This is a genomic window from Vibrio sp. V15_P4S5T153 (assembly GCF_963874485.1).
In the GTDB taxonomy this organism is placed as follows: Bacteria; Pseudomonadota; Gammaproteobacteria; order Enterobacterales; family Vibrionaceae; genus Vibrio; species Vibrio anguillarum.
The window spans coordinates 1,699,129-1,717,057 of the sequence record NZ_CAWNHR010000011.1; the positions used below are offsets into that span (position 1 = coordinate 1,699,129).

Annotated in this window: 13 protein-coding genes; 4 read left to right on the plus strand and 9 right to left on the minus strand. The window is 45.5% G+C overall.

Annotated elements, in window-relative coordinates; genetic code table 11:
* Positions 1-9: 9 nt before the first annotated feature.
* Both AACT42_RS09660 and AACT42_RS09665 read right to left on the minus strand, forming a co-directional pair.
* The gene (locus AACT42_RS09660; protein ID WP_013856051.1) at positions 10-1,266 is read right to left on the minus strand and encodes a methyl-accepting chemotaxis protein; all 1,257 of its coding nucleotides are present in this window, start codon (positions 1,264-1,266) and stop codon (positions 10-12) included.
* Between the two features lie 381 nt (positions 1,267-1,647).
* Positions 1,648-3,171: a CYTH and CHAD domain-containing protein gene (locus tag AACT42_RS09665; protein ID WP_029189885.1), complete on the minus strand. Its 1,524-nt coding sequence runs from the start codon at positions 3,169-3,171 to the stop codon at positions 1,648-1,650.
* Between the two features lie 204 nt (positions 3,172-3,375).
* On the opposite strand from AACT42_RS09665, the gene AACT42_RS09670 reads away from it, so the two are divergent.
* From AACT42_RS09670 to AACT42_RS09680, 3 genes are all read left to right on the plus strand, one after another.
* Positions 3,376-4,056: a TIGR00153 family protein gene (locus tag AACT42_RS09670; RefSeq protein WP_013856047.1), complete on the plus strand. Its 681-nt coding sequence runs from the start codon at positions 3,376-3,378 to the stop codon at positions 4,054-4,056.
* Positions 4,057-4,200: 144 nt separating this feature from the next.
* The gene (locus tag AACT42_RS09675; RefSeq protein ID WP_026027278.1) at positions 4,201-5,460 is read left to right on the plus strand and encodes an inorganic phosphate transporter; all 1,260 of its coding nucleotides are present in this window, start codon (positions 4,201-4,203) and stop codon (positions 5,458-5,460) included.
* 158 nt (positions 5,461-5,618) lie between these two features.
* Positions 5,619-6,227 (plus strand): TIGR04211 family SH3 domain-containing protein, encoded by a 609-nt coding sequence (locus tag AACT42_RS09680; protein ID WP_094132265.1) that lies wholly within the window; start codon positions 5,619-5,621, stop codon positions 6,225-6,227.
* Positions 6,228-6,289: 62 nt separating this feature from the next.
* On the opposite strand, the gene AACT42_RS09685 is transcribed toward AACT42_RS09680, so the two are convergent.
* On the minus strand, positions 6,290-7,057 hold the full coding sequence (locus AACT42_RS09685; protein ID WP_017042678.1) for a general secretion pathway protein GspB: 768 nt from the start codon (positions 7,055-7,057) through the stop codon (positions 6,290-6,292).
* On the minus strand, positions 7,057-8,667 hold the full coding sequence (locus tag AACT42_RS09690) for an ExeA family protein (RefSeq protein WP_094132266.1): 1,611 nt from the start codon (positions 8,665-8,667) through the stop codon (positions 7,057-7,059). Before AACT42_RS09690 ends, AACT42_RS09685 begins: the two co-directional genes overlap by 1 nt.
* 88 nt (positions 8,668-8,755) lie before the next feature.
* Between AACT42_RS09690 and AACT42_RS09695 the strand changes: the two genes are divergently transcribed.
* A complete protein-coding gene (locus AACT42_RS09695; protein WP_094132267.1) occupies positions 8,756-9,967 on the plus strand; it encodes a multifunctional CCA addition/repair protein in 1,212 nt (403 codons plus the stop codon).
* A gap of 116 nt (positions 9,968-10,083) precedes the next feature.
* Here the strand turns inward: AACT42_RS09695 and eno are convergent, their stop codons facing one another.
* The 5 genes from eno to rlmD all read right to left on the minus strand — a co-directional run bounded on the left by eno (position 10,084) and on the right by rlmD (position 17,868).
* Complete coding sequence (gene eno, locus AACT42_RS09700) at positions 10,084-11,385, minus strand: phosphopyruvate hydratase (protein ID WP_013856041.1); 1,302 nt, start codon at positions 11,383-11,385, stop codon at positions 10,084-10,086.
* Positions 11,386-11,464: 79 nt separating this feature from the next.
* Positions 11,465-13,105 carry a CTP synthase gene (locus tag AACT42_RS09705; protein WP_013856040.1) on the minus strand — a complete coding sequence of 547 codons (1,641 nt, stop codon included), beginning with the start codon at positions 13,103-13,105 and terminating at the stop codon, positions 11,465-11,467.
* A gap of 223 nt (positions 13,106-13,328) precedes the next feature.
* Entirely contained in the window at positions 13,329-14,126 is a 798-nt protein-coding gene (gene mazG, locus AACT42_RS09710; protein WP_094132268.1) for a nucleoside triphosphate pyrophosphohydrolase, read from the minus strand.
* A 133-nt stretch (positions 14,127-14,259) separates the two neighbouring features.
* The gene (relA, locus tag AACT42_RS09715; RefSeq protein WP_010319794.1) at positions 14,260-16,482 is read right to left on the minus strand and encodes a GTP diphosphokinase; all 2,223 of its coding nucleotides are present in this window, start codon (positions 16,480-16,482) and stop codon (positions 14,260-14,262) included.
* A gap of 63 nt (positions 16,483-16,545) precedes the next feature.
* Complete coding sequence (gene rlmD, locus AACT42_RS09720; protein ID WP_094132269.1) at positions 16,546-17,868, minus strand: 23S rRNA (uracil(1939)-C(5))-methyltransferase RlmD; 1,323 nt, start codon at positions 17,866-17,868, stop codon at positions 16,546-16,548.
* Positions 17,869-17,929 lie beyond the last annotated feature (61 nt).

Consider the following 17,929-nt stretch of genomic DNA (forward strand, 5'->3'; position numbering starts at 1 on the left):
TCTACAGAGTTAGACTTTGAACATCGTGATTTTCCGATCTAACTCTTCAGCGTTGCTTTGCATGATCTCTGATGTTTCAAGCAACTCACCAACTACTGTTACTGAGGCTTCAACGAGCTCCCTCACATTGGTTAGATTTTGGTCCATTTCCTGAGCCACGCTAGTTTGCTGCCCAGCGGCCGTTGCGATTTGGATATTCATGTCATTGATCCGTTGCACTTGATTCACAATACCATCTAATTCAGTGCCCGCATTCGTAACCAGCTCAACTCCTTCAGCCGCTTCAACTACACTTTTTTCCATTAAATCAACGGCTGAATTGGCACTATTTTGTAATTGAGAAATCATCTCTTGGATCTCAATCGTCGCTTTTTGGGTGCGCTGCGCTAAGTTACGCACTTCATCGGCCACCACCGCAAAACCACGCCCAGCTTCACCAGCCCGAGCCGCTTCAATGGCAGCATTGAGCGCGAGTAGGTTGGTTTGCTCGGAAATACTTTGGATGGTTCCAACAACACTGCCAATCGCAACCACTCGTTCTTCAACTTGGTTGACGGCTTGCGCTGATGCCGCGATATCCTTCGATAGCTCACTCATCTTAGTGATGGTGCCTTTGACAAAACGCTGACCAGTTTCTGCTTGACCTGACGCTTGCTCGGTTAGTGCTGATGCATTTTGTGCATGCTCTGCGACCGTTTGCACCGTGGATGTCATTTCACTCATGGCGGTGGCCAATTGGTCAATTTCGTTAAACTCTTCTTGAGCCGAATCTTTGGTTTCTGACATGCTGATGGTCATGACTTCAGTAAGTGACGAAAGCTCTTGTGAGGCATCCACTTGCATCTTAATGACGTCTTGCAACTGACGGCGGGTTTTCTCAAGCTCTCGCGCAACGTCGCCGTACTCATCTTTACATTCCATATTAATCGGTGTGGAAAGATCACGACTTGCCATCAACTTAATTGAATCACTTAAATATTGTGTTTGGCGTAGCATGACTTTGGCTGCGGCGAGTAAAAGCACAACAAAAACGATGATCATGAATGCCGTTTGCCATACTACTTGAGTCAAATAAGCATCATAGTGTTGCTGAGCGATTTCGGTATTCTGAGTTGCTGCAAGCAGTGATTCGTAAAAAGTACGAGCATCCCAAAGCTGCTTTGCGATGATCAATACTGTACTAAACACCATCAGCATAACCATTTTAGGAACGAGACGAATATCGGTAATCAAACGTTCCCATGGCTTAAATGCCATTGTTGCCATTGTCAGTTCTCCACTATGTCTTATATGTTGAAATTTCGGTAAGTAAGCAAACTCAAAAACTAAAAAAGCTATTTATTTTGAGCTTCGTATGAAAAAAGATGATATCAAAGATGAGACAAATCCAATGTGTTTATTGTTGCTGATCCACTCACTCATGGCATTATTTGTGATCTCAGGCTTGTTGTTCATCCCTGTCAATCATGATACCTGTTAGGTTTCTATCGACCCTGATTTTTTGAACTGTAGTCGTTTCGTTGTGCAACCTGTTGGAGATTTGATCTCATCCACAAATCAATTGCAATTAATGAAACTAAATGAGCAGAGATATAAAAAAGAGACACCGCAGTATCTCTTTTTCATTTTGGCTGTGAGCCATGTTGATTAGCGACTTTTACGCCAATAAGGCTCGGCTTCAATGCCAATTTGTCGCGTCTGCTCCATCGCATGAACAATGGAGTTTTGTTGGCGAATCAGCCATCGCTTGAGTTGTTCTTGTTCGTCTTCTTGCAACTTGTCGATCAAATTCTCTAGCGGCTTGAGCATTAATAAATCATCTATTCCTTGCAGTAAATCAGCCCAAGGGAGACGGAAGTTTTTGCGTTCTTCAATATCATAAAGGCTCGCAAAACCGATGCCAGTGTAGAGATTACGCATTAAACGATACTGCTGATCAATATACTCTTGAGGGCTTAGCTCAACTTTAGGAGGAAAAGCTTCCATTAACTCGGCCCATGTGCGATCCAACTGCTTCACCGAAAACGAACCGACGTTACGCGCCATTTTTTCTCTGGCTTTATCGTCCAAGAAGGGTTGCCATCCACGGCTCAAAATCCAACGACTGAGATCAAGCAGTAACCCAGTATACCGCGCCGAACTGAGTAGCTTTAAGTTTTCTTCCCGATTAGGTAGTGCCTCTTGCTGCTCTTTTAACTCGGCGATGATAAATTTACGAGCGTCCAGTTTACGCAGTGCGTGGCCTTTATCTTCAAGCAGATTTGTTAGGTAGTCATGAGTTTTTAACCAAGATAACTCTTGCTCCAACCATTTTAATTCCTGACGTAAAATAGCGCTGGCGCGACGTGGCACAATGCCGCCATAAATGCTCAAGATCTGGCGTAAAAAACTGGTGGCGTGGCTTATCTCATGTAACGCCGGAATTGAATCGCGCTCGGTGTAGATCTGTTCATGGTGATGCCAATGGGATAATGCATGCTCTAGCGAGTGAATAAAACACTCTTCCACGCTGTCAGTACTGACTGTATTGACCAAGGTTAAGGCGTGAACTTCATCACCTTGATAACCAGACGCAAGACGATAACCTCGCGCCGCTTTACTCAAGTTACCCAGACGCATACCACCGTGCTCACAAAACTGGCGAGCTAACGTAAACAAGGCATCCGTTTGCCCAGATTTCAACTCCAGCTCCACTTCGCAGATAGGTTCTTGTTTTTCACCTGCAACGACAAAGCCTTGATCGAAAGCCACTTCAACTTGACTGCCATCGGCCATGCCAATCAACCACTGCTCGCGTGTGAAGTTGGTCGAAAATAGAGGCATCAGTTCAGATTGTAAGGTCGTAATATCTTTACCTTGTGGCCAGATATCTTCCGGATGAAGCGTCAAGTTCGGTTCATTGCTGTTGTGCTCAGCATTGTATTCTGGTCTTTGGTGCAACCCTGCAACGACTCGACCAGCCGTTTTAACAGTTTGAACATACACATCATCAAAGCGACGAATACGAAGCCCTGTGTCGTGTTGACGCAACCAGTTGTCAGGTGTATCGAAGTAAGTGTTCCCTAACGCTCGACAACTGTGCTGAAGTACTTTGATTTCAGAGATCTTGTAACGCAAAATTTCCGAAAATTCTGGTGAAACAAAAAACTTCAGTTCTATCTCGGTTTCCATAACTAACCCTTTCAAAGCAGATAGCGAAAGAATATGGCCTAATGCACAGTGGGGCAAGTAACAAATATCACTGGAATGATGATCTAAAACAGTTTTAATGAGAGATTTAATGGGTTAACATGCGCGCCTTTATAGCCATCGCTCAACATTTCGCCATGAATGGTGTATGTTATTTTAAGGTTATATTTTTTAGGTTGAACGACCATGCCAGTAAATACAATTATGGGGTTATTTGCAAAGTCCCCTATAAAGCCTTTGCAGCGCCACGTTGTGTGTGTGAATGAATGTTGCTCTCACTTAGTCAATTTCTTTGAAGTTTGTTCAAAGGGTGACTGGGAGAAAGCAGGTGAAATTCGAGCCCAAATTTCTCATTTAGAGAAAGAAGCGGACGTACTCAAGCGTGAAATTCGTCTTAAACTACCACGCGGTTTATTTATGCCTGTCGATCGTACTGACATGCTAGAGCTGTTAACTCAGCAAGATAAACTGGCCAACCTTGCAAAAGATATTGCAGGCCGTGTCTACGGTCGTCAATTGATCATCCCAGAGCCTCTTCAAGAAAACTTCATTGCCTACGTAAAACGCTGCCTTGATGCAGCAAATCAAGCGCAAAAAGTGATCAATGAGCTCGATGAGTTATTGGAAACAGGATTTAAAGGTCGTGAAGTCACACTTGTGGCGGAAATGATCAATCAACTGGATGTGATTGAAGATGACACCGATGCGATGCAGGTTCGACTCCGCCAACAATTAATGGCTATTGAGTCGAAAATGAATCCGATCGATGTAATGTTCTTGTACAAAATTCTAGAATGGGTGGGCGGCATTGCCGATCAAGCTCAGCGCGTTGGCGCTCGTCTTGAACTAATGCTTTCTCGCTCTTAAATCAGTAAGTTAACCAAATAACGAAGAGCAAAACTTGATCCATCAGCTTAGGCGTTGATTATTTTCTCCGCTGATGGTTTTGACTCGCTTCAAGAAAATGAGTCCAGTTATGCTCCGCTTGTTATCAAAAGACTAGGTATTACGATGGATATCCTTGCGAACTACGGCACTGTCCTGATTCTTGTTGCAGCCGCTTTTGGCTTCATGATGGCGATTGGTATTGGTGCAAATGATGTTGCTAATGCAATGGGAACTTCAGTAGGCTCAAAAGCGCTAACCGTAAAACAAGCTATTATCATTGCGATGATTTTTGAATTCGCTGGTGCATATTTAGCGGGTGGTGAAGTAACCGAAACCATTCGTAACAGCGTCATCGAACCCGCACTTTTCGCTCACCAACCCGACGTTCTTGTTTATGGCATGATGTCTGCACTTCTCGCCGCCGGAACATGGCTATTGCTGGCTTCATACATGGGTTGGCCTGTATCAACGACTCACTCTATCATCGGCGCCATTATCGGATTTGCCTGCATATCTGTCGGCCCAGAAGCGGTTGATTGGGCCTCAGTAAAAGGCATCGTAGGCAGTTGGATTGTCACCCCAGTCATTTCTGGTTTGTTCGCCTACTTAATCTTCGTCAGTGCTCAACGATTGATTTTCGATACTGAAAATCCACTGATGAATGCCAAACGCTTTGTTCCTATTTATATGTTCATCACCACTATGGTGATCGCACTGGTTACCATCAAAAAAGGCCTTAAACATATAGGCTTACACTTGAGTACCGGTGAAGCATGGTTATGTTCGGCGGCGTTATCAGGCCTTGTTATGGTCGGTGGTTACTACTATATCAAGAGAAAATTTGCTAACCGCGAAGAAGACCATGGGTTTTCCGGTGTTGAGAGCATCTTTAGCGTATTGATGGTGATCACTGCGTGTGCAATGGCTTTTGCGCATGGTTCAAATGATGTAGCTAACGCGATTGGTCCTCTGTCTGCGGTGGTTTCAACTGTTGAAAGCTTGGGTGCTGTTAGTGCTAAAAGCTCAATTGCTTGGTGGATTTTGCCTCTGGGTGGTTTTGGTATTGTGGTTGGCCTAGCTACCCTTGGTCACAAAGTGATGGCGACGGTCGGTACGGGTATCACTGAACTGACGCCAAGCCGTGGCTTTGCCGCTCAGTTGGCAACAGCGTCAACGGTCGTATTGGCATCAGGTACTGGCCTTCCAATCTCAACCACACAAACACTTGTTGGTGCGGTATTAGGGGTTGGTTTTGCTCGTGGAATTGCGGCATTGAATCTAGGTGTGGTGCGTAATATCGTTGCTTCATGGATTGTCACCTTGCCAGCAGGCGCTTTACTTGCGGTCATTTTCTTCTATGCCCTGCAAGCAATATTTGGCTAATACAATAAGTCAATAGATTGTAAGTGCAATGTCATTAATTGACTCAAACGCACAGAAAGGGAGGCTTAGCCTCCCTTCTTTGTTGCACCAATCAACGAAACTTCTTAATATTTGTCGAAAGCATTTTAATACCTCATTTGATAGCTAAAGGACTTATCGTGAAAAAACTGATCTGCATGGTTTTACTGACCATGTTGGCTGCGCCAACGTTTGCGCAAGACCGCTATATTGCGGACAAACTCTTTACTTATATGCATTCAGGTCCAAGTAACCAATTTCGCATTCTCGGTAGCATTGATGCGGGCGATAAGGTAAAACTGCTTGATGTCGACAAAAATACCGGTTATAGCCAAATTATCGATGAGAAAGGCCGCTCGGGTTGGGTTGAAAGCCGTTTTATCACTCGCCAAGAAAGCATGGCGATGCGTTTGCCTAAATTGGAGAGTGAGCTGGCCGAAGTGAAAAGTAAATTGGCCAATGCAAAGCAAAATGCAGACAGTGAAAAAGCCGGATTGGCCAATTCATTAGAGGCTCGCAATCAACAAATTTCAGAGTTAGAACAAAACTACAGTGATATCAGTAAGCAGCTCACTGATTCACAAACTGAAATTCGCGAACTGCGCGCTAAGCTGGATACTCAGAAAGAGGATCTACTGCTTAAATACTTTACTTATGGGGGCGGCGTAGCGGGTATTGGTCTGTTACTTGGACTAATTTTGCCACACATTATCCCACGCCGTAAGAAACACCCTTCTGGTTGGGCATAATCTCCCTAACAGACTGGATCTATCACTTGAAAAACGGTCACCAGAGAAAGGTGACCGTTTTTTTATCCTTTCCAATCATAAAGAGCTGGGATTTCAATCAATTCACCATCGAAACGTATCAAGGTTGATTGCGGATTGATCTCGACTAATTGCACGCCATTCACCACATCATCGCCTACCTTTCGCTCTACGCCATTAATTTTTACCCATCGTTTATCTGTGCGACTTGAATAAACGTGAGTCTGGAAATTCAGCGCTGGGATACGTCCTGAAAAGGTATCAAGATGTTCTGTGAGCAGAAGATGATCTTTTGATGTGTCTCCTACCAGTACGACTTGATCTTTGCCTTGAATCGCCAACTCAACTCGTTGTACCAATTCCGGGGATAATTGACTTAAGTCGAGATCATTAAGGCCAAACTCCTGATCTGCGTTTTTATCTCGCGGCTCACGAGTCGTCAACTGAGTACCATGTAAAGGAGTAAATGGCGGCGTAGAGCTTGTCTCGGTAAGTGTTTTCACTCGTGGTGTATTAGTTTGTAACTCACCAAAGTCAGGGTATTCCAGAACTTGGTAAGCCCCCTCTTGTTGCACAACTTGTGGCGCATTGTGCTTCAATTGTTCTAGCTCATCGATTCGAGCTTGGTATGAATGATAAACAAGATAACCGCAACAAAGCAGCGATGGAGCAAACAACGCGGTAAGTGATGATTTCGAGCACCATGAAGATGGCAAGGATTGATTAAACACTGCTACATGAGAAGAGTGAGGCAAGCTTTTGCTCTGGTGGCTCAACTCTGATTGCTCTAATGCTTTAAGCACTTGCGACATTATCCTTGCTCCTTAGTAATGAGAAGACGAGGTGCGTTGTGTTGAGTCAATAGCTCAAGCCGACTTATAGTGCGAGCCCCAGCAATACCATCGCTGTCCATTTTCTGCCAGCGTTGGAAAAAAGCTACTTTGCGCTTTACCTCACCATCAAATTGTTGATGCCCTGTGGCTTGCTCTCCAAGTAACTGAGACAATTTTTGGTCAAGCAGTTCAACATCATCTCCTTGCATGCCCTGTTTCAACGTTCGAAGTAAATCGTGCTGCCAAATGTAGTGATATTCTCCTGTCCATACGTCATTGAGCTGACTTTGGTTAATTTGCACATGCTTTCCTGCCATTAACAATTGCACCTGCTCAGCATTGATCTGGTACAGCACCGCATAAGCTTGTGTTTGCTCCGCAGCTAAAGTGAGCACCACTGGCAAATTTAACTGCTTTAATTGGTTGAAATCACCCTGCATACGCTGACATTGAAAGCGTCCTTGTGCTTGAGCATCACAAAAACTATCGGCCAAAGATGCGCTGTAACCCCACACTTTATAAAGATCGCTAATGGCCGCTTCCAATGCCTTCGAGCGTTCTAGATCTTGTTCCAATTGAGCACTGATCACCACTTGAGTGATCGGTTTAGGTAATTCAGGGGAAGGCAACGCAAAGCGCATCATGCGATCAATCCATGGCGGGCTAAACCACGCAATGAACACAGCTAACATTAAGCCCGCAATGAGAGGAGAGCGATACGATATTGAAGACGGTACGAGGCGAGCATGAGGCGACTGATAGACCGAAGACTGAAAATTCATGACCTCTTGACCCGCGGTACGCACTAATTCAAATGAGAGCGCTTTCACGCCCTGCTGATAGGCTAACTTGAAACTCGCATCGCACACTAAGTTAATTAAACGCGGAATACCGTGGGTCTGTTCTGCTATCCATTTGATACTTTTCTGATCAAACCAATCCTTGTGACCGCCCTTGTGACCGCCGGCTAACGCTAAACGAAAGTGGATGTACTGCTCTGTCTCTTGAACATTGAGAGGCAGCAAGTGATAACGACCGGTAATACGTTGCGCAAGTTGGCGTAATTGAGGTAATTGCAATTTTTGTTGTAACTCAGGCTGACCAATCAATAAAACCTTAAGCAACTTACGGCTCTCCGTTTCAAGGTTAGTCAGTAGTCGCAACTGTTCCAGTACATCGGCGGCCAGATGCTGCGCTTCATCTATCACTAATAGCGTCTGTTTCCCTTGCGCGTGGTTATGCAGTAAATGATGATAAATTACTTGGCTAAGCGCTTTTAAACTCCCTGAAGGTGGGTAAGACAGCGCAAACTCATCACAAATCGCTTCAAGCAACTCGATGTTCGAAAAAGTTGGATTTAAAATAAACCCCGCCTGAGTACTATCATCGAGTGCCGCAAGCATCGCTCTTGCGATGGTTGTTTTGCCAGTCCCCACTTCGCCAGTTAATAGCGCAAAACCACCACCATCACCCAGCCCTGCTTGTAAATGTTGCATCGCTTCACGATGACGATGGCTCAAAAATAGGTAACGAGAGCTCGGTACAATTGAAAATGGCGGCTCGGTAAATCCAAAAAATTCCTTATACATTCTCTCGTCTCTATCATTTCACTGTGATGAAAAGTACCATTACTAACATCAATCGCCAATGGCGTTTCAGCATATTTAAGGTAATCCGGTGCAAGTATACTTAGTTGGGGGCGCGGTACGCGATCAGTTGCTCCATATTGATATCTATGACAAAGATTGGGTTGTAGTAGGCAGCAGCCCAGAGCAAATGCTGGCCACTGGTTTTACTTCTGTAGGAAAAGATTTTCCCGTATTTCTTCACCCGAAAACGAAACAAGAGTATGCCCTTGCTCGCACTGAGCGCAAAACTGGCGCTGGCTACACAGGCTTTGCCTGCTACTACGCACCCGATGTGACTTTGGAAGAGGATCTCGCCCGCCGCGATCTGACCATTAACGCCATCGCACAAGATAACGCTGGTAAGCTTATTGACCCTTATGGCGGCCAGCGCGATCTGCACAATCGCCTACTGCGCCATGTTTCTGATGCCTTTATCGAAGATCCTCTGCGCGTCCTTCGCGTGGCACGCTTTGCAGCCAAATTTGCGCATTTAGGTTTTACCATTGCCGATGAAACCATGGCACTGATGAAACAGATAACGCAATCAGGTGAGCTGCAACACTTAACCGCCGAGCGCGTATGGCAAGAGTGGCAGAAATCACTCGCCACTCAGCATCCAGAAATTTTCATTTCTGCTTTACGTCAATGCGGTGCGCTCAAAGTAGTATTACCCGAACTGGATCGCCTGTTTGGTGTTCCTCAACCGGAAAAATGGCATCCTGAAATTGATACCGGAGTACACACCTTGATGGTTGCAGCGCAAGCGGCGAAGCTCTCTTCATCGATAGCGGTTCGTTTTGCAGCGCAAGTGCATGACTTAGGAAAAGGAGTCACACCTAAAAGCGAATGGCCCAGCCATAAAATGCACTGTCACACAGGAATTAACATCATTAAAGCCTTGTGCGAGCGGGTGCGTATTCCAAATGAGTGTAAAGAGTTAGCACTGCTCGTCTGCGAGCAGCACTCCAATATTCATCGAGCGGCAGAATTAAAACCCAGTACCAAACTCAAAATACTCGATAAACTCGATGCATGGCGCAAGCCTGAGCGCTTGCAGGACGTTTTACTTTGTTGTCAGGCCGATCATGCGGGTCGATTAGGTTGCGAAGAGACCCCTTATCCGCAACGCGATATTTTTCTCAAAGCCTATCAAGCGGCACTGAGTGTCGATGTACAACAGGTGATCCGTGATGGTTTTCAAGGGAAAGCGATCAAAGAAGAGCTGGATAAACGACGGATCGCAGCGATTAGCGCGGTGTAAATCTTTCTCTTCTCAACTCGCAATTCAAAATACGAGTTGAGATAGCAGAAAAAACAAAACGCCCTGCAATGCAGGGCGTTCTTTAAAGTAATGATGCTAAGCTGTACCCCGTGGGATTAAGCTTGGCCTTTCACTTCTTTAAGACCGTTGAAAGGAGCACGACCAGCTAGCGCTTCTTCAATACGGATTAGTTGGTTGTACTTAGCAACACGGTCAGAACGGCTCATAGAACCCGTTTTGATTTGACCTGCAGCTGTACCTACCGCTAGATCAGCGATAGTTGCATCTTCAGTTTCGCCAGAACGGTGAGAGATTACCGCTGTGTAACCAGCATCTTTAGCCATCTTAATTGCAGCTAGAGTCTCAGTTAGAGAACCGATTTGGTTGAACTTGATAAGGATTGAGTTAACGATACCTTTCTCAATACCTTCTTTAAGGATCTTAGTGTTAGTAACGAATAGATCGTCACCCACTAGCTGAATTTTGTCGCCTAGAAGTTCAGTTTGGTGTTTGAAACCAGTCCAATCAGACTCGTCCAAACCGTCTTCGATAGAAACGATTGGGAATTGCTCAACAAGGCCCGCTAGGTAGTGGTTGAACTCTTCTGAAGTGAACGTTTTGCCTTCACCTTTCATGTTGTAGATGCCAGCGTCTTTGTCGAAGAACTCAGATGCTGCACAGTCCATCGCTAGAGTGATGTCTTTGCCTAGCACGTAGCCAGCCGCTGCAACCGCTTCTGCAATAACTTCTAGCGCTTCAGCGTTAGATTTTAGGTTAGGAGCGAAACCACCTTCGTCACCAACAGCAGTGTTGTAGCCTTTAGACTTCAGAACTTTAGCTAGGTTATGGAATACTTCTGCACCCATACGTACTGCTTCTTTAAGAGTTTTTGCGCCAACAGGTTGGATCATGAACTCTTGGATGTCTACGTTGTTATCTGCGTGCTCGCCACCGTTGATGATGTTCATCATTGGTAGAGGCATAGAGAATTGGCCAGCAGTACCGTTTAGCTCAGCAATGTGCTCGTATAGAGGCATGCCTTTCGCAGCCGCAGCCGCTTTTGCGTTCGCTAGAGAAACCGCTAGGATTGCGTTCGCACCGAAGTTAGATTTGTTTTCAGTACCATCAAGGTCGATCATCACTTGGTCGATAGCTGCTTGATCTTTAGCATCTTTACCAACTAGAGCATCAGCAATTGGGCCGTTTACAGCTGCAATCGCTTTAAGAACACCTTTACCTAGGAAACGTGATTTGTCACCGTCACGTAGCTCAAGAGCTTCGCGAGAACCAGTAGATGCACCAGATGGCGCAGCTGCCATACCTACGAAACCGCCTTCTAGGTGAACTTCAGCTTCTACTGTTGGGTTACCACGTGAGTCGATGATTTCGCGACCTAGAACTTTAACGATCTTAGACATTAATGTTTCCTCTCGTTGAATTTAAATGTCAAAACTATAAAGGGCAGCAGCACAACAATTGCAACTGCCCGTATCCTTGTTACTTCTCTGATTCACCGCGTTGGAACTCACCTGCCGCTTTAATAAAGCCTGCAAATAGTGGGTGACCATCACGAGGGGTTGACGTGAATTCTGGGTGGAACTGAGCTGCTACAAACCATGGGTGAGCAGGGTTCTCAATCACTTCAACTAGCTTCTTATCAGCAGACAGACCTGATACTTTCAAGCCGGCTTTTTCGATCTGCGGACGAAGTTTATTATTAACTTCATAACGGTGACGATGACGTTCATGAATGGTTGCACTACCGTAAAGCTCATACGCTTTAGTGCCTTTTTCTAAGTGGCATAGCTGCGAACCAAGGCGCATAGTACCACCAAGATCAGACTTTTCAGTACGCTCTTCTACGTTACCTTCGTCATCTACCCATTCAGTGATCAAGCCTACCACAGGGTATTGAGTCTCTTTGTTAAATTCTGTTGAATGCGCACCTTTCATACCCGCAACATTACGTGCGTATTCGATCAGCGCCACTTGCATACCAAGACAAATCCCTAGGTAAGGAACTTTGTTTTCGCGGGCATATTGCGCAGCAAGAATTTTGCCTTCGATACCGCGATCACCAAAACCGCCAGGTACGAGGATTGCGTCCAAACCAGTCAGTACTTCCGCACCTTTGGTTTCAACGTCTTGAGAATCGATGTATTTGATTTTCACGCTCAAACGGTTTTTCAAACCTGCGTGTTTCAGTGCTTCGTTAACCGATTTGTAAGCATCAGGCAATTCAATGTATTTACCGACCATCCCGATCACCACTTCAGCGGTTGGATTAGCCTCTTCGTAAATCACTTGTTCCCATTCAGAAAGATCCGCTTCCGGTGCTTTAATACCAAAACGGTTACAAACGATATCATCCAAACCTTGAGCTTTGATCAGTTGAGGGATCTTGTAGATAGAATCAACATCTTTCATCGAGATAACGGCTTTTTCAGGCACGTTACAGAACAAAGCAATTTTCTTACGTTCGTTCGCTGGGATAACGCGATCGCTACGACAAACCAAAATATCAGGCTGAATGCCGATAGAAAGCAGCTCTTTAACTGAATGTTGAGTCGGTTTGGTTTTCACTTCACCAGCAGCGGCAAGGTAAGGAACTAAAGTCAGGTGCATAAACATTGCGTGTTCACGGCCCACTTCAATCGCAAGCTGACGAATCGCTTCCATAAATGGCAATGACTCGATATCACCAACGGTTCCGCCCACTTCAACGATAGCGACATCGTGACCTTCAGAGCCTGCGATAACGCGATCTTTAATCGCATTAGTGATGTGTGGAATAACCTGAATCGTTGCACCTAGGTAGTCACCGCGGCGCTCTTTACGCAATACATCGGCATAAACACGACCAGCAGTAAAGTTATTGCGCTTGGTCATTTTGGTACGAATAAAACGTTCGTAGTGACCAAGGTCAAGGTCAGTTTCAGCGCCATCTTCCGTGACAAACACTTCACCATGTTGAGTTGGGCTCATTGTGCCTGGGTCAACGTTGATGTAAGGGTCAAGCTTCATCATAGTCACTTTAAGACCACGAGCTTCTAAAATCGCCGCAAGAGATGCTGCCGCAATACCTTTACCTAGAGAGGATACAACCCCGCCAGTAACAAAAATGTAATTTGTCGTCATGTTTAACCTGAAATTGGTTGAATGAGGGAAATGGATTTCTTCTGGACGGGATAAAAATATACCAGAAGCCCTTATTCGCTACAACGTGAAATCTATCACACTGTCATTTTTTATTTTTTGCTTCAAATCAAAGAGCACCGCTTGATATGGCTTATCACACCACTCAAATGAGTCAAATTTGTCTCAATGGGTGGGTTTTATTGTGGATTGCCAACACAGGGTATTACTTCGACTCCAAGCGCTTCACTTCATTCCACATCGCATCCAATTCTTCGAGAGAAAAATCGGTCAAGGTTTTGTGCTGACGTGCCACCAGCATTTCAATACCTTTAAATCGAAGTGAAAACTTTCGATTTGCTTTATTTAACGCCACTTCTGGATCGATTTTTAAGTGCCGAGCAAAGTTAACGGTGGCAAATAATAGATCGCCCATTTCATCCTCTACTCGAACCGGATCAGGGTTAATTTGCAACGCCTCTTCCATGACTTCTTCGATCTCTTCTTGGACTTTATCAACCACTGGGCCGATAGAATCCCAATCAAAGCCATATTGGGCACACTTTTTTTGAATCTTTGTAGCACGTAAAAGAGACGGGAAAGCGTGTGGTATTGAGTCTAGAATACTTTGATCTTTTTTTCCTGCTTGTACCTTTTCTTTGGCTTTTTCAGCTTCCCAATTGGCGTTGATTTGCGCTTCATCCTCAAACTTGGCACCCGAAAAAACATGAGGATGGCGGCGCGTAAGTTTTTCATTCACCGTTTCAACAACTTGCGAGAAATCAAACAACCCTTGCTCTTTCGCCATTTGACTATAAAAAATAACTTGAAACAGCAAGTCACCTAATTCTTCTTTGAGATTAGGCCAATCTTGGTTGTGGATCGCTTCCACCACTTCATAGGTCTCTTCGATTGTGTAAGGAACAACCGTGTCAAAAGTTTGCTTGATATCCCAAGGACAACCTGTTTTTGGGTCACGCAACTGTGCCATGATCTGTTCCAGTTGTTCGATTGGGTGGCTCATTTATCGCTCCTTACATCAATATTTAAAATAAAAAAGCGAGCAGTCATTGCCACTCGCCTTTGAAAACCTAGGGCGCTTGCGTCGCGATTTAATTGCGATTCACGCCAATAAGAGTGTTACTGTGATATGAAATTTAGCCTAGGCGTTTCACCAACATGACATCTTTGATCTGCTCTACTCGCATTGATACTCGTGACAGCGCTTCGATGTTGCTCACTTCAAGATCAAAATCCATGATGATCAACTGTCTTTTGTAGTCGCTACGACTTTTCATGCTGATGACTTTCACTTTCTCATTCGCAAGCAAGGTGGTGATGTCTTTGAGTAACCCACCTCGCTCCATCGCTTCAACGCGCAAAGTCAAAATATAGGTTCCAACGAACCCGCGCCCCCAAACGGTATCAATGATGCGTTCAGGTGCGTGATGGCTCAGCTCTTCTAACTGTTCACAGTCACTGCGATGGACTGAAATACCACGCCCTTGAGTAATATAACCTTTGATCTCATCACCCGGGATAGGTTGGCAACAGCGCGCTAGGTGTGTCATGAGGTTATCTACCCCTTCCACTACAACGGCATCTTTGTGCGCTCGATGTGGCTGAGCTGGACGAGTTTGCGCATCTTGCAATTTTTGCAGTGCTTGTTGATCTTCTTGCTCAGCGGTCGGCTTATTCACCAAAGCATTGATGTGATTGACGATTTGGTTGATTCGCAAATCACCACTGCCAATGCCGACGTACAGCTCGTCAGGCGTATTGACGTTAAAACGTTTGAGCGCGTATTTATCGGCATCTTTTAGCGTAGCACCGATTTTGGCTAATTCTGACTCGAGGATCTCTCGTCCGGCTTCAAGGTTTTTCTCGCGGCCTTGTTTACGGAACCAAGCGTTAATCTTGGCGCGCGCACGGCCTGAATGAACAAACCCCGTTGCTGGATTTAGCCAATCACGCGAAGGATTCGGCTCTTTTTGAGTGATGATTTCGACTTGATCACCCATAGATAATTTATGAGTAAATGGAACAATACGACCCGCGACTTTGGCACCGATACAGCGATGCCCCACTTCAGAGTGAATATGGTAGGCAAAATCAAGCGGCGTGGCTCCCATGGGTAAATCAACCACATCACCACGAGGTGTAAAGGCGTAAACGCGATCATCAAACACCTGACTACGCAGCTCGTCGATCATCTCACCCGAATCAGACATCTCTTCTTGCCAATCAAGAAGCTTACGCAACCAAGTAATTTTCTCATCGTAACCGCTGCGGGCAACCGTTGCGCCCTCTTTATATTTCCAGTGCGCAGCAACCCCAAGTTCAGATTCTTCATGCATCTGCTTAGTACGAATTTGAATTTCGATGGTTTTGCCTTCTGGCCCTAAAATCACCGTATGAATGGATTGATAGCCATTCGGTTTCGGATTCGCAACATAATCATCAAATTCGCTAGGCAAGTGCTTGTATTTGGTATGAACGACGCCCAAGGCTGCGTAACAGTCTTGCAGTTGATCAGCAATAATGCGAACTGCACGCACATCAAACAGTTCATCGAAAGCCAACCCTTTCTTCTGCATTTTGCGCCAGATGCTATAGATGTGTTTCGGACGGCCACTCACTTCGGCATTGATATGAGAAAGCTTCATCTCGGCGCGCAGATCTTCGACAAAATCGTGAATATATTGTTCGCGCACGATGCGGCGCTCGGAAAGCTGCTTAGCAATTTGTTTGTAGGTATCGGACTGCTGGTAGCGAAATGCGTAATCTTCAATTTCCCATTTGAGCTGACCAATGCCCAAGCGGTTTGCTAAAGGGGCATAGATATTGGCGCACTCTTTAGCCGCTACACGGCGAATTTCGTCAGGTTCATCTTTTACTTCACGTAAATTACAAATGCGCTCCGCTAATTTGATCACCACGCAACGAAAATCATCTACCATCGCAAGCAGCATGCGGCGAACGTTATCCACCTGCTCTGAAGCTTCACTGCCTTGCAAGGTGACGTTTAACTGACCAAGTGCCGCCATCTCTTCGACACCATCAATCAGCTTCACTATGCCTTTACCATAGGTCTCTTCTAATACTTCACGGTCAAAAAGCCCACTACTGACGATAGGAAAGAGCTGAGCCGCGACTAAAGTGGCGCGATCCATCGATAAGGTAATCAGGATTTCGATCATTTCACGGCCGCGCCACAGCAGTAGCGGTCCTTTGGCCTGACCTTCTAATAACGTTTCACACTGACGATATACGTCCGTCAGTTTAGAAGCTGTGCTTTTATCTTGATGTAAACTCGCAATCCATTTATCTAGCTCAAACTGTTCGTCTGGATTCAAGTGTGCGCTTCGTACCGCAACCATCTGATTCGTCCTAGTTTTATAGTTTGTGGTATTCGACTAACTTCGACTGAGTTAGTTCTCTGTCTACCGACTTTTTACAAATAGCGCCATCGATTCTAAATGACTGGTGTGTGGAAACATATCCAACATGCCAAGTTTTACCAACTTATAACCTTGGCTGAGTAAACTTTGACTGTCTCTTGCCAGTGTCGCCGGGTTACAAGAAACGTACACCACGCGCTGAGCGCCGAGCTTAGCCAATTGGTCGACAATGCCTGCCGCCCCGGCTCGCGCGGGGTCGAGTAGTACTTTAGCAAATTTTTGCTTTGCCCACGCTTGCGTTGACATATCTTGTTCCAAATTTGCTTGGTAGAACGCGATATTATCGATTTGATTGCGCTGCGCGTTTTGTGTCGCTTGCTCAACCATCTCATCCACACCTTCAATGCCCACTACCGATTGAGCGTATTGGGCCATCGGCAAACTAAAGTTCCCTACGCCACAAAATAGGTCCAACACTCGGTCATCCTCAGTCAAGGCTAACCATTCCAATGCTTGAGCCACCATTTTTTGGTTTACTTGACGATTGACTTGAATAAAGTTGGAGGGCAAAAATTCGATAACTGATCCGGTTTCACGGTAGTTTGCCATCTCTCCGTGAAGACGTTCGAGCTGATCGCTTTCTGGCATCACATACAAAGTGAGATGATGCTGCTGAGCAAACGCCAGCAGCGCCGCGTGATCTTCACTTGGCAGCGGCTGAAGATGGCGCAACACCATCACCGCGCCTTGATCACCCAGCACCAATTCAACATGGCCAATCGCTTGCTGAGATTTAAATTGCGTTAACAGCGCTTGGATAGGTGTAAGTAGCGTGTTGAGTTGTGGTTCTAGCACTGGGCAGTCCGTCACGTTAACGATTTGCTTGCTCTGCTTTTTACGAAAGCCAAATTGCAGCTGTTGCTGCTTTTTGTCCCACAACACGCTGATGCGGGCGCGACGGCGATAGCCTTTATCGGCGCAACTTATTGCGGGGCTCAAGGCCAACGTTTGTCCGGCGAATTTACTCATCAATTGCGAGAGTGTTTGCTCTTTGTGCGCGACCTGCGCACTGTGCTCTAAATGCTGCAGATCGCAACCACCACATTGAGCGTAATGGCGACAAAATGGCGTCACGCGTTGTTCACTGGCCGTTAAGACTTTAATCAACTGACCGCGAGAGTATTTACTTTTGCTTTCAGTTAGCTGCATCAGCACTTGCTCACCGGGCAGTGCGCCATCAACAAAAAGCAGTTTATTGTGTTGATAAGCGATACCAGAACCTTGATGATCAAGACGTTCAATCAATACCGTTTGATGTTTTGTTTCTAATTGCGCTTTCTTTTTCGGTTGGAAAAAACGTGCCATGCTCTGTGCCTAAGTAAAATTAAATCGATGTTTTTTGCCCTAGCGTCACTATTTAGTGCGG

Coding starts and splice junctions, on each gene's coding strand:
- AACT42_RS09675 (WP_026027278.1), top strand. CDS start 4,201: ATGGATATCCTTGCGAACTACGGCACTGTCCTGATTCTTGTTGCAGCC.
- AACT42_RS09660 (WP_013856051.1), bottom strand. CDS start 1,266: ATGGCAACAATGGCATTTAAGCCATGGGAACGTTTGATTACCGATATT.
- rlmD (WP_094132269.1), bottom strand. CDS start 17,868: ATGGCACGTTTTTTCCAACCGAAAAAGAAAGCGCAATTAGAAACAAAA.
- AACT42_RS09690 (WP_094132266.1), bottom strand. CDS start 8,667: ATGTATAAGGAATTTTTTGGATTTACCGAGCCGCCATTTTCAATTGTA.
- AACT42_RS09705 (WP_013856040.1), bottom strand. CDS start 13,105: ATGACGACAAATTACATTTTTGTTACTGGCGGGGTTGTATCCTCTCTA.
- AACT42_RS09665 (WP_029189885.1), bottom strand. CDS start 3,171: ATGGAAACCGAGATAGAACTGAAGTTTTTTGTTTCACCAGAATTTTCG.
- eno (WP_013856041.1), bottom strand. CDS start 11,385: ATGTCTAAGATCGTTAAAGTTCTAGGTCGCGAAATCATCGACTCACGT.
- AACT42_RS09685 (WP_017042678.1), bottom strand. CDS start 7,057: ATGTCGCAAGTGCTTAAAGCATTAGAGCAATCAGAGTTGAGCCACCAG.
- relA (WP_010319794.1), bottom strand. CDS start 16,482: ATGGTTGCGGTACGAAGCGCACACTTGAATCCAGACGAACAGTTTGAG.
- mazG (WP_094132268.1), bottom strand. CDS start 14,126: ATGAGCCACCCAATCGAACAACTGGAACAGATCATGGCACAGTTGCGT.
- AACT42_RS09670 (WP_013856047.1), top strand. CDS start 3,376: ATGCCAGTAAATACAATTATGGGGTTATTTGCAAAGTCCCCTATAAAG.